The organism is Metabacillus sp. SLBN-84 (assembly GCF_053629595.1).
Genome location: NZ_JBRJIP010000001.1, coordinates 993,817 through 1,006,218, shown reverse-complemented (window position 1 = coordinate 1,006,218; position 12,402 = coordinate 993,817). Strand labels below are relative to the sequence as shown.

Genomic DNA, 12,402 nt, shown 5'->3' with positions numbered 1-12,402 from the left:
GTTTGTTTAGACTGTAAAGTCTAAGAAAATCACTATGGTAAGCGTAAATCTCAGTGAATTACTTGTTATCAATTACGTTATCCAGTTTTCAAAGAACAACCGGCAAATCAAGAATGATTGCCTTCTTTCATATAGAGAGAATGATCTCTCAAAACTAAACAAAAACCAAAAGCGACCTCATATCCTTAGAAAGGAGGTGATCCAGCCGCACCTTCCGATACGGCTACCTTGTTACGACTTCACCCCAATCATCTACCCCACCTTAGGCGGCTGGCTCCTTGCGGTTACCCCACCGACTTCGGGTGTTGCAAACTCTCGTGGTGTGACGGGCGGTGTGTACAAGGCCCGGGAACGTATTCACCGCGGCATGCTGATCCGCGATTACTAGCGATTCCAGCTTCATGCAGGCGAGTTGCAGCCTGCAATCCGAACTGAGAATGGTTTTATGGGATTGGCTAAACCTCGCGGTCTCGCAGCCCTTTGTACCATCCATTGTAGCACGTGTGTAGCCCAGGTCATAAGGGGCATGATGATTTGACGTCATCCCCACCTTCCTCCGGTTTGTCACCGGCAGTCACCTTAGAGTGCCCAACTGAATGCTGGCAACTAAGATCAAGGGTTGCGCTCGTTGCGGGACTTAACCCAACATCTCACGACACGAGCTGACGACAACCATGCACCACCTGTCACTTTGTCCCCCGAAGGGGAACCTTCTATCTCTAGAAGTGGCAAAGGATGTCAAGACCTGGTAAGGTTCTTCGCGTTGCTTCGAATTAAACCACATGCTCCACCGCTTGTGCGGGCCCCCGTCAATTCCTTTGAGTTTCAGTCTTGCGACCGTACTCCCCAGGCGGAGTGCTTAATGCGTTAGCTGCAGCACTAAAGGGCGGAAACCCTCTAACACTTAGCACTCATCGTTTACGGCGTGGACTACCAGGGTATCTAATCCTGTTCGCTCCCCACGCTTTCGCGCCTCAGCGTCAGTTACAGACCAGAGAGTCGCCTTCGCCACTGGTGTTCCTCCACATCTCTACGCATTTCACCGCTACACGTGGAATTCCACTCTCCTCTTCTGCACTCAAGTTTCCCAGTTTCCAATGACCCTCCCCGGTTGAGCCGGGGGCTTTCACATCAGACTTAAGAAACCGCCTGCGCGCGCTTTACGCCCAATAATTCCGGACAACGCTTGCCACCTACGTATTACCGCGGCTGCTGGCACGTAGTTAGCCGTGGCTTTCTGGTCAGGTACCGTCAAGGCACCGGCAGTTACTCCGGCACTTGTTCTTCCCTGACAACAGAGTTTTACGATCCGAAAACCTTCATCACTCACGCGGCGTTGCTCCGTCAGACTTTCGTCCATTGCGGAAGATTCCCTACTGCTGCCTCCCGTAGGAGTCTGGGCCGTGTCTCAGTCCCAGTGTGGCCGATCACCCTCTCAGGTCGGCTACGCATCGTTGCCTTGGTGAGCCATTACCTCACCAACTAGCTAATGCGCCGCGGGCCCATCTGTAAGTGACAGCCGAAACCGTCTTTGAATGTCAAACCATGCGGTTTGACATAGTATCCGGTATTAGCTCCGGTTTCCCGGAGTTATCCCAGTCTTACAGGCAGGTTGCCCACGTGTTACTCACCCGTCCGCCGCTGACCTCCGAAGAGGTCCGCTCGACTTGCATGTATTAGGCACGCCGCCAGCGTTCGTCCTGAGCCAGGATCAAACTCTCCGAAGAAAATTTGTGACTCATAAATGTTGCTGACTTAAAAAATTTAAAACGTTTGGTACGCTTTTGGTTTTGTTTAGTTTTCAAAGATCATTTTCGCTTCCTGCGAAGCTTTATTAGAATAACAAATCACCTTTAAAAAGTCAAGCGTTTTTTTCACTTTTCTTTTTCTCAGGCACCGTTGCTCTCACGCGTTTTTCGCGGCAACGAATAATAATATACCACGCTGATTTCCCCATTGCAATAGCATTTTTATCTTTTTGCAAAAAAAATGTTATAAAAGAAAACGCACTGAAATCAGCGCGTTTCAGACTCATTTTCTGAATGAAGGAGATTCAGAAGTTTTTGTTTCATTGAAAGAAATTCAGGCGATGTAAGAATATGCTCCGTTCTGGGCCGGCCGAAGGGAACGGGTATTTGTTCAATGATCCTGCCCGGCCTCGGAGAAAATACGGCAATCCTGTCAGAAAGATAGATTGCCTCATCCATATCGTGTGTGATAAAGAGAGCTGTTTTTCCAGAGGTTTCACATATTCTGATAAACCATTTTTGAAGATCAAGCCTTGTCATCGCATCAAGCTTTCCAAAAGGTTCATCCAATAATAGAAGGTCTCTGCCGCTCAGAAAGGCCCTGAGAAAGTTAGCCCTCTGCCTCATTCCTCCGGACAGCATAGAAGGATAATGATGTTCAAATCCCTCAAGACCGAACTGCGGAAATAATGAGAGTGCTTCTGCACGAGCTTTGTCTTTTCCTGTTCCCTGAAGCTCCAAAGGCAAAATAACATTTTCAAGAATCGTTCTCCACGGAAACAGGACATCGCTTTGAGGCATATACCCGGCATGACCTGTTTGATTCGTTATATCTTTCCCTCTGTAGTGAACAGATCCGACGCTTGGGCTGTTTACCCCGGCGATGATATCCAGAAGCGTGCTTTTTCCGCATCCGCTTGGACCAATGATGCTGACAAATTCCCCTTTTTCTACTATAAGATCAGATGGAAGCAGGACGGTTTGATTTCCAGGATAAGTTTTGCCTGCTCCTTTAAGCGTCAGCATGCTACTTTTCATCCTTCGGCAAAAATTCGTTTGTGTAGGCTTCACTCGGTTCGATGTTTTCTTCAATCAGTTTCTTATCATACATCCAGTCCGCATACCGGTCCCAAACCTCTTCTTTTTGAATGCCCCATTTTTCTGCATCGCCCTTATAATGCTTACTTAGCCACTTCTGGCTCTCCTTTACAAGTTCTTTATTTATTTCAGGCACATGTTTAATGAGAATATCCGCTGCCTCGTCCGGACTCTCAATGGCAAACTCATACCCTTGTGCTGTGGCCTCCATGAAAGCCCCGACCACGTCCTTCTCTTTCTTTATTTTCGACTCGCTTGCAGCAAGGACTGGTGTGTAGTAGTTAAGCGCAGGGTCAAGATCCTTAAGATAAATATAATTCAGTTCGACTCCCTGTCTTTTAGCTTCAATTCCATCCCATCCTTCAAAAATCCATTGAAAGTCTGTATCCCTGCCTATCGATTTAAAGAAATCAGTCGCACCGAGGGTGACGTAATCCACTTTATCAAAGTCTGCTTCATCCTGGTTCATAACAGCACGGATGACTGCTTCTTCAGTTGGAGACCCCCAGCCGCCGTATCGTTTCCCTTCAAAATCTTCAGGCGATACAATTCCTTCTTCTTTCAAAGAGGCAAACGCGGATGTGTTTTCCTGAATAATAGCTGCAATTGAAACGACCGGCAGGCCGGCAGATCGTGCATGCGTGATATTTTCCTGGTGGCTGACTGCAAAATCAATCTCGCCCGATGCAAGAATTTGGTCTGCGCTTACTCCCTCACCCGGTTCTACAATTTCAACGTCCAGTCCAGCTTCCTTATAGAAGCCTTTCTCTTTAGCAGCATAAATACCTGTATGATTTGTGTTTGGAAACCAATCCAGCATGACCTTTACTTTTTTTGTTTCTTCAGTTGAGGCGTTCTCAGCTGAACCGCATCCTGTCATCAAAATGGATGCACTGAATACTGTGACGAGAATTTTCCGCAGATTTTTCATTGATTTCCTCCATATCAGTTTTGCTTGTGCGCTTTGTACTTCCAGGGCATTGCCAATCTTGCCAGCAGTTCAATGGCAGCAAAGATTAAGAGACTTAGTGCAACAATAACAATGATCACTGCAAATACCTTTTCTGTTAGAAAAGACTGCGAGGATCTGGTGAGTATAACCCCAAGACCTTTGCTTGCCCCCAGCCATTCACCGATTACCGCCCCCATCACACTGTATGTTCCCGCAATTTTCAGACCCGAAAAAAAATACGGCATAGAAGCGGGCAGCTTTAATTTAAGAAAGAGCTGGCGCTTACCGGCTCCCATTGTTTTCATCAGCTTGACCATATCCCTGTCAGCCTGGCTGAATCCGTCCGCCAGATTAATAGCAATCGGGAAAAAACAGACTAACGCTGTTACAATAACCTTCGGCAGCATTCCAAAGCCAAACCAGATAATCAAAAGCGGCGCCAGAGCAATAATCGGAATTGTCTGCGAGAGAACGAGCAGCGGTTCCACAGCACTTCTAATCCATTTGGACTGGTCGATTAAAACAGCAATGGCCACACCTGCAGCTGCCGCAATTAAAAGTCCAAGCAATGCCTCAGAAAGCGTCTGAAGGATATGAACGCCGAGCGTACCTCTCATTTCAAACAATGTAAGGAAAATGTCTGTTGGCTTCGGCAGGATCCACTTCTCAATTTCAAAAAGCGCAACAGCCATTTCCCACATAAAAAGTAAAACAGTCAGAACTCCTGCCGGCAGCGCCATTCCCGATAAAGATTCAGCGATATTTCTGGAGTTTTTCATCCATAGTTACTCCTTCAGCAGGGCGATAATGAATCTTCATATGCGTCATCACTTCGCTTGCACCTGCAGCGATACAGGCATCCTGAGCCTGTTTGACAATTTCAAGCAGATGATTGAGCTCACCCTCCATAACGGTCTCCATCGCGCCGACTTCATATTTGACACCCGACTGCTGCACCACTTCGATGGCTTTGTCGACAATCTCGTATGTATTCCCGTCTGCTGATTTCGGAAGTACCTGAAATGCTAGATTTACACTGGACATGATTAATTCCTCCTTTTCTTTCTGTGAATCTCTTAGAAAACGCAAAAAAGGCTGCCGGTTAGGGCAGCCTTAAGCATTCGCAAAGTTCATGGAAAAAAGACTCTTTTCCTGTATCCCTCCGCTGGCATTACCCAGATCAGGTTAAAGGGTCGATACAAGAATCAGTATCCTCTCAGCCGAGTTCACTCAGCTCCCCTGCTTCTATAAGATTCATGGAAACTATAGCAAGTTTTACAGGACTTGTAAAGAAAGGAAAAACACTTTCCGCTATTTTCTGAAAAAAAATAGAATTTAAGCTTGTCGAATTTTGCAGTTTCCTGTATAGTAGTGTCTAAATCATATATCGCATTTGACCACTTGGGGAGCCGCCGGCTGAGAGTGAACGTTATGTTCTGACCCGTTGAACCTGTTAAGTTAAAGCTTACGTAGGGATGTGGCGATGGATTCAAGTGATAACCCAACCAAAGCAGTGCGTGGAAACCATCCGACATTCCCCGCATTGCTTTTTTTCATGGAGAAAAGGCCCCGGTCGAATGCCGAAAAGGGGTAAAATCATGCAAACAAATAAGCGCCTGGTTTTTTTATTAGAAGCAGCGATTCTTGCTGCCATTGCCTTTCTTTTAGATCTAGCGACAAGCTTTATCGGCAAAATGCCGCAGGGAGGCTCCATTTCACTTGCGATGGTACCGGTATTGATCATGGGATTCCGACACGGTCTGAAGGGCGGACTGCTGACTGGCTTTCTCCTCGGACTGCTGCAGACGGTCATGGGCTATACGACCATTGTCCATCCTGTTCAGGGTTTTCTGGATTACTTTGCCGCCTTTACAGTAGTTGGTGCCGGAGGTATTTTTTATAAACATATTCAGAACTCACTTAATCCTTTAAACAAAGGGCTCCTGATTCTTTATGTCACACTTGCCGCTTTCCTTGGAAGCTTCCTGAGATTTGCAGCCCATACACTCGCAGGTGCTGTCTTTTTCGCCGAGTTTGCAGGAGATCAGCCGGTGCTATTATATTCAGCAGGGTACAATGCATCCTACATGATTCCGACATTTATCATCTGTACGATCATTCTTGTGCTGATGCTGATGACTTCAAAAGCGCTGATTGTAAATAGAAAATAGAGAAAAGCACCGGAAATCCGGTGCTTTTTATCATAATCTCTTCTTTTTCAGCATGTATTAATAGTAATAGATTTCCTAATGGAGGCCATGAAATGAATCTCACATACTCCCTCATGCTGATTGCTTTTTTTCTATCCGTCTGTCATTTTTTGTATGGCTACTTTGAAGCGCTGCGAATCAGCGGCGAAGATGGCCCTGTCAGAGGATGGTCGGTTGTTTTTTCATTTCCCCTCGGATTTGTTTTTGCCTATTTTGCAGCGGTTTTTAACCAGCAAATCTAAGTTAGAACCCGGCAGATGTCTGCCGGGTCTTTTTGATGCCTCCGGCGGGATTCGAACCCGCACTCCTTTCGTAAGCATAGGCTAAGGGGAACACGCTTCCCTACGGATTTTCACCGGCAGGAATTTCACCTGCCTCAGCATAGTTGCTTTTCGGTGCTTCTGAAACCTTCGCCTTGCGACCCGGTTCTACTGTTTTCCGGCGCTCTTCCCTTCTAGAGCTACGGAGGCTTATTAAGAGTCTCTGCTTTCACAGAGACTCCCGCGGGAGTTTACAGCAGCTTTTCTATTAAACTCTCAACATACTCGTTCATGTTTCCAAAAGAATATCCTGTCATTTGTGCTTTTGTCACATCCAGCGTCCAGTCACCCGGAAGACCGTACGGAGACGCGTTTTCTTTTGTCACTTCTCCTGTAATGACTGCGGGTTTGTCTGCAGCACTCTCAATCCTGCCGATCAGTTCTCTCAGAGAGAAATTGTCTTCAAACGCTATATTATACGCTCCTGTCAGCCTTTCTTTTCCTGCATGAAAAAGAAAACCTGCTGCATCTTCAGATGAAGTGAAGCTGAAAGAAACATCATCATTTTTCGCGCCAATGGGCTCTTCTTTTTTCACTTTGTCTACATGAAATAAGAAGCGCTCGGTGTAATCATCTGTTCCGATGACCAGAGCAGGCCTGACAACAGCAACTGGCACTTTCGCATTCTGGAACAAATACGCTTCGGCACCGCGCTTTGCCTCCTGATAACCGGTCATTCCCCCATATTCTTTACGGTGTTTAAAGGTCGGGTCGAACAAGAGCGGGGCAAAATCCGTTTCCTTTCGCTCTTTGCCAAATTCATAGACAGCCATTGTTGATGTAAAGATATAATGGCCTATTTTACCCTCAAGCGCTTCATAAGCCGTTTTGGCTTCAAGCGGCGAGAAACAGGATTGATCATAGACAGTGTCCCATTGCCTTCCTTCAAAAGCCCGGGTCATTGATTCTTTCTTTTCCCGGTCAATGACAAGACGCTCGACTCCGTCTCCAAAATCATCCCGGGTTCTTCCTCTTGTTGCGACCGTCACAATTACTCCGTCCTCGAGAAGCTTATGAACAAGTCTCTTCCCAAAAAACTGTGTGCCTCCAAGTATTAACGCGGTTTTCAATGCAGTTTCATCTCCTTTTATGTATTCAGCCGCGCTGACAATTCCTTCAGATTCCAGCCGAATGCTGTCTCCGGATGATCGGTGCCTTCAATTGCATACGTATCCTCTCCCACTTTTTCAGGGCTGTATCGCTCATAGAACCCCTTTGACGGGTTGTCATTCATTACCCACAGCATCATCGATTGATAGTTCAGGTTCATCAGCTCCTCTGCTGCCGCACGAACCAGACTCTTACCAATACCTGCGCCTTGTGCTTCTTTCAGAAGATAGATGGCGTATAATTCGCCGTCATAGCCGTATTCCTGAGACCTGGACGGACCAAATCCCGCAAACCCGACAATTTTGCCCTCTTCATCTTCTGCAACGAAAACAGTATCCGGATTTATACTGTGCCAGATTTTCTCTTTGCTTTCGTAAGTCAGACTTTTTAAAAATGAATCTGCTACGATTCCCTTATACGTTGTCCGCCAGCTGTCGACGTGTACAATTGCAATTTGCTTTGCATCTTCTCTGGCAGCTTTTCTGATCAGTACCTTCATTTTCCAACACTCCTTGCTGACTAAAATTCGACAACTTTCAATAAAAACCCTGTTTCAAAAGGAGTTTCTTTTTTTGCAGAGAATAAGTTTATTAGACTTAATCAATTGGAGGCTTACCGTGAAAATCGTACTTCATGCCGCCCTGTCCATTTTTTATATCGTGTACTTTACCGCCGTCTTTTACGTTTTATTTCTCTTTTTAAATATCCCGGCGTCTGTTATTTCCGGCACAATCATATGCCTGCTTCTCCTTGGCCTCTTTATCTATTCCGTTTATGAAATGATTCACAGCAAAGAACGGAACCTTCTTTTTTTCAGAGGGCTGTCAGGAACGATCGCCCTTTCGGCAACAAGCATCGGCCTGATCATTACGCTGTTTTTCGTTGTGCTGATGAACATCATGACCACTCATGTGAATTACCAGAGCATCAGCCCGCGCGAAAAATTCGAATTCCAGGTCAATGCCTTTCTTCCGGTTGATCCTTACGAAGATTACAAAGACCAGGCAATGACGAAAACAATCTCACATATGACCGTTTTTTATCCGTCACTTAAGAAAAAGGATCTTGAACTGGCAGAAAACGAGTTTAAACAGGCAAGAGAAATAAGCAGGCGTCTGCTCGGCGAGATCGAGGATCAGCCTATAGATCTTCTTCTTTTAGACGAATCGCCTGATTCTCTGCACGAGCTTGATTATCTGGATTATATGGGATTTTACGACCACAACAAAAAAACGATGGCAGTTGTCATTCCGGATGAATACAATGCCTCATCTCCTGTTGTGATTGAAACGTTTTACCACGAGTATTCTCATTATTATTTAGAAAAGACACTTGAGAAGCTCGGCATTGAGCCTTACAAAATCCCGATCTGGTTTAATGAAGGACTGGCTGAATATGCGGGGTATAATGGGAAAGAGGTGCTTATCCCCCTTCAGTCTACCGTTTCTTTTTACGATCTCATCAATCCGGGAGACTGGGCAAATGCCCTTGAGAAAAGCACGGACGCAGACATTTATACTCAAAGCTATTATGCTGTAAAGATGCTTGCTGATGAATTTGGAGAAGAGATGATCCTCCAGCTGCTGAAGGAAACAAAAGCTGCCGGAAGCTTTGAAGAAGCCCTTAAAAATAAAACCGGATTTACGTATGAAGAGTTAGAGAGAAAATTAAAAGAGCAGTAAGATGCAAAGAGCACCAGGGAACAGCCCGGGTGCTCTTTGCCGTTTTACACGGCTTGTTTTTCAGGAATTTCTGCTCCGGTTTTTTTCTCAGTCATAAAAAGAAGCACACCGGCAACAATGATTCCGCCGCCAATCACCTGCGTAAGGAGAACCGTTTCCGCCAAAAAGAAATAGGCCAGGATAATCGAGCCCACCGGTTCAAACAGAATGGCGACCGAGATGACATTTGTCGAAATCCACTTCAGCGACCAGTTAAACAGCGAATGCCCAAGCAGGGTCGGGACTGCAGCAAGCAGAAGAAAATACATCCAGTCCTGCTGCGGATAGCCGCTGAGCGGATACTTCAGAGCCAGACAGTAGATTAGAAGTGTCACAGAACTGACGGCATAGACGATGAACGTATAAAGCGTCAGAGAGTGCCTTTTCCTCACTCCCTGGCCAAAAAGAAGGTATGCCGTGACCATCGCGCATGCAGCGAGAGCCAGAAAATCACCAAACAGAGCGAGGCCGCTGATCCTGAAATCCCCCCAGCTGATGACGGCACTGCCGGCAATCGCCAGCAGGGCACTTATTACTCCTCTGACTGAAACCCTTTCTTTAAAAAAGAAATACGTTCCGATAAAAGCAAACAGAGGCTGCAGCGTCACGAGAACAACCGAGCTTGTCACAGACGTGTAGTTCAGGGATTCAAACCAAAGGATAAAATGAAAGGCGAGCAGCACTCCGGCCAGGGCGGAATAGCTCCAGTCTTTCCGTGACATCGTCTTCAGCTGCGGCAGACATTTTGCCAGAAAAAGAGGCAGAACAAGCAGCGTGGAAAAAAACAGCCTGTAAAACGCAATAACCGGCGCAGGAGAAGATGTCAGTTTGACAAAAATAGCGGATGTTGAAACAGCCGCAACTCCCACAGCCAGTGCGATATATGGATACAAAGTGGTTTTGTTCATGTTTTTTCTCCTTCACCATTCACTCATTTCCATTATACTGCATGACGGACCCGGCAATTTGCAGAATATTATTTTCAAAACTTTCAAAAAATAGTTATAATGAAAGCGTAACCATTTAAATGTTCCGGGAGGTCCTATGCATTCACTCAAAAACAAAACCATCGGCCAATTACTGAAAGATACCGTTTCTGCATACGGAAATAGAGATGCGGTCGTCTATTCAAAAGAAAACATCCGCTATACCTATGATGAGTTTTACCGCGAGACAACAAAACTTGCAAAAGCATTAATCGGACTTGGCGTAAAAAAAGGCGAAAACATTGCCATATGGTCCACGAATGTTCCTGAATGGCTGCTCCTTCAGTTTGCATCAGCCCGCATCGGGGCCGTGCTTGTCACTGTCAACACCAGCTATCAAAGCAGTGAACTTAAGTATCTGCTGCAGCAGTCCGACTCTGCCGCTCTCTTTTTAATCGACGGCTTTAAGGGAACATCTTACGTTGATCTGGTCCGCTCCATCACGACTGAAACCTCTTCAGAAAACAGCTCACAGCCTGCACTCCCTTACTTGAAGAATCTCATTTACATAGGCCAAAACGAAGCACCGGAGGGAATGCTCAGCTGGAACGATCTTCTCGTCCGCGGCATGAAAGTGACGGATGAAGAACTTGCAGAACGCGAGAGTCTGCTCACACCTGAAGGCGTTATCAATATGCAGTATACGTCAGGTACAACCGGTTTTCCGAAAGGCGTTATGCTGACGCATCATAATATCGTCAACAACGGGTTTTTGGTGGCAAGTGCGATGAATTTGACTCATGAAGACCGCCTGTGTATTCCCGTCCCGTTTTTCCACTGCTTCGGCTGCGTTCTCGGCGTGCTTGCCTGCGTTTCAGTCGGCGCAGCAATGGTTCCGATTGTGGAATTCGATCCCGACCTTGTTCTTCAGACGGTTGAAATAGAAAAATGCACCGGGCTGCATGGCGTGCCAACGATGTTTATTGCAGAGCTGAACTCTCCTAATTTCAAAAAATACGACCTCTCCACTTTAAGAACAGGCATTATGGCTGGCTCCACCTGTCCGATTGAAGTGATGAAAAAAGTAATGAACGACATGGGCATGTCTGAAATCACAATCGCCTACGGACAAACAGAATCCTCGCCTGTTATTACGCAGACGACTGTAACAGATTCCATCGAACGCAAAGTGGAAACAGTGGGCAAGGCACATCCGCATGTGGAAGTGAAAATTATCGATCCCGTTACAGGAGAAGAAGTGCCAAGAGGCGTGCAGGGCGAGCTGTGCACAAGAGGGTATCTTGTCATGAAAGGGTATTACAAAATGCCGGAGGCTACTGAGGAAGCTATTGATAAACAGGGCTGGCTTCACACCGGCGACCTGGCCACGATGGATGAGCACGGCTATGTTGTCATCACCGGACGCCTCAAGGATATGATTATTCGCGGCGGCGAGAATGTCTATCCGCGTGAAATTGAAGAGTTCCTTTACCGTCATGAAGACATAGTGGACGTTCAGGTGATTGGCATTCCGGATGAAAAATACGGAGAAAGAGTCGCAGCCTGCATCGTTTTAAAAGAAGGCGCAGCACTTACTGCTGATGACGTAAAAGCCTTCTGCAGAGGACAGCTGTCCCACTATAAAATCCCTGAATACTACACCTTTGTCAAAGACTATCCGATGACCGCTTCAGGAAAAATCCAGAAATACAAACTCAGAGAACAGGTAAAACAGGAACTGGCCAGAGAACTGTCTGAAAAAAGCTGAGAAGAGATTCCTTAAGACAGGTTTGATAGAATAATAGCAGAAGGGAGAGATTAACGTGCTTACTTATACACTGAACGTACGGGAAGAACTGATGAAAGAAACAGAGCACATGACAGATGAACAGCTGAACCTGAAACCTTCACAGGATGTCTGGAGTCCCGGACAGATTCTCGACCATCTCTATCTGATGGAAACCGTCATAACAGGCGGCCTCAAGCACGTATTGATGAACGGTGAGAAAAAGGATGCCTCAGAAAAACCGCTCCAACTCGTTATTGACCGCTCGCACAAAGTGCCGGCACCTGATAACCTGAAGCCGGCAGATGGCCCCTTTTCAAAGGATGAGCTGTATGCGAAGCTTGACCGGTCACGCCGGGAGCTCATTAACTTTGCAGAAACAGCACCTGAACACGACCTGGAAGCAAAGGCGATGAAGCATCCGCATCTCGGAGACCTTTCTCTTAAACAGTGGATTGAATTTATCGGATATCATGAAAAAAGACATCTCCTTCAGCTGCTTGAAGTGCGAAGTGCGGTTTCCTGAAGAGA

12 protein-coding genes, 1 rRNA gene and 2 riboswitches are annotated in these 12,402 nt (G+C 46.3%); of the genes, 5 read left to right on the top strand and 8 right to left on the bottom strand.

Features of this window, described 5'->3' with window-relative positions; translation table 11 throughout:
* Positions 1-189: 189 nt before the first annotated feature.
* From RKD52_RS04860 to RKD52_RS04840, 5 genes are all read right to left on the bottom strand, one after another.
* Positions 190-1,727 (bottom strand): 16S ribosomal RNA (locus RKD52_RS04860).
* Positions 1,728-2,015: 288 nt separating this feature from the next.
* Complete coding sequence (locus RKD52_RS04855) at positions 2,016-2,774, bottom strand: ABC transporter ATP-binding protein (RefSeq protein WP_454098889.1); 759 nt, start codon at positions 2,772-2,774, stop codon at positions 2,016-2,018.
* Position 2,775: 1 nt separating this feature from the next.
* A complete protein-coding gene (locus RKD52_RS04850) occupies positions 2,776-3,777 on the bottom strand; it encodes an ABC transporter substrate-binding protein (RefSeq protein WP_454098888.1) in 1,002 nt (333 codons plus the stop codon).
* Positions 3,778-3,791: 14 nt separating this feature from the next.
* A complete protein-coding gene (locus RKD52_RS04845) occupies positions 3,792-4,577 on the bottom strand; it encodes an ABC transporter permease (RefSeq protein ID WP_454098887.1) in 786 nt (261 codons plus the stop codon).
* Positions 4,552-4,845 (bottom strand): thiamine-binding protein, encoded by a 294-nt coding sequence (locus tag RKD52_RS04840; protein WP_369734468.1) that lies wholly within the window; start codon positions 4,843-4,845, stop codon positions 4,552-4,554. Before RKD52_RS04840 ends, RKD52_RS04845 begins: the two co-directional genes overlap by 26 nt.
* Before the next feature lie 92 nt (positions 4,846-4,937).
* Positions 4,938-5,049, bottom strand: a riboswitch (TPP riboswitch).
* Between the two features lie 141 nt (positions 5,050-5,190).
* Positions 5,191-5,291: riboswitch (TPP riboswitch) on the top strand.
* Between the two features lie 105 nt (positions 5,292-5,396).
* On the opposite strand from RKD52_RS04840, the gene thiT reads away from it, so the two are divergent.
* Positions 5,397-5,969 (top strand): energy-coupled thiamine transporter ThiT, encoded by a 573-nt coding sequence (gene thiT / locus RKD52_RS04835; RefSeq protein WP_454098886.1) that lies wholly within the window; start codon positions 5,397-5,399, stop codon positions 5,967-5,969.
* A gap of 92 nt (positions 5,970-6,061) precedes the next feature.
* The gene (locus RKD52_RS04830) at positions 6,062-6,250 is read left to right on the top strand and encodes a hypothetical protein (protein ID WP_454098885.1); all 189 of its coding nucleotides are present in this window, start codon (positions 6,062-6,064) and stop codon (positions 6,248-6,250) included.
* A 269-nt stretch (positions 6,251-6,519) separates the two neighbouring features.
* Here the strand turns inward: RKD52_RS04830 and RKD52_RS04825 are convergent, their stop codons facing one another.
* Both RKD52_RS04825 and RKD52_RS04820 read right to left on the bottom strand, forming a co-directional pair.
* A complete protein-coding gene (locus RKD52_RS04825) occupies positions 6,520-7,398 on the bottom strand; it encodes an NAD-dependent epimerase/dehydratase family protein (protein WP_454098884.1) in 879 nt (292 codons plus the stop codon).
* Positions 7,399-7,415: 17 nt separating this feature from the next.
* The gene (locus RKD52_RS04820) at positions 7,416-7,937 is read right to left on the bottom strand and encodes an N-acetyltransferase family protein (protein ID WP_454098883.1); all 522 of its coding nucleotides are present in this window, start codon (positions 7,935-7,937) and stop codon (positions 7,416-7,418) included.
* A gap of 118 nt (positions 7,938-8,055) precedes the next feature.
* On the opposite strand from RKD52_RS04820, the gene RKD52_RS04815 reads away from it, so the two are divergent.
* The gene (locus tag RKD52_RS04815) at positions 8,056-9,120 is read left to right on the top strand and encodes a peptidase MA family metallohydrolase (RefSeq protein WP_454098882.1); all 1,065 of its coding nucleotides are present in this window, start codon (positions 8,056-8,058) and stop codon (positions 9,118-9,120) included.
* A 44-nt stretch (positions 9,121-9,164) separates the two neighbouring features.
* On the opposite strand, the gene RKD52_RS04810 is transcribed toward RKD52_RS04815, so the two are convergent.
* Positions 9,165-10,067, bottom strand: coding sequence for a DMT family transporter (locus tag RKD52_RS04810; RefSeq protein ID WP_454098881.1), 903 nt, complete (start codon positions 10,065-10,067; stop codon positions 9,165-9,167).
* 136 nt (positions 10,068-10,203) lie between these two features.
* On the opposite strand from RKD52_RS04810, the gene RKD52_RS04805 reads away from it, so the two are divergent.
* Positions 10,204-11,853: an AMP-binding protein gene (locus RKD52_RS04805; RefSeq protein ID WP_454098880.1), complete on the top strand. Its 1,650-nt coding sequence runs from the start codon at positions 10,204-10,206 to the stop codon at positions 11,851-11,853.
* Between the two features lie 55 nt (positions 11,854-11,908).
* On the top strand, positions 11,909-12,397 hold the full coding sequence (locus RKD52_RS04800; protein ID WP_454098879.1) for a DinB family protein: 489 nt from the start codon (positions 11,909-11,911) through the stop codon (positions 12,395-12,397).
* Positions 12,398-12,402: the final 5 nt, after the last annotated feature.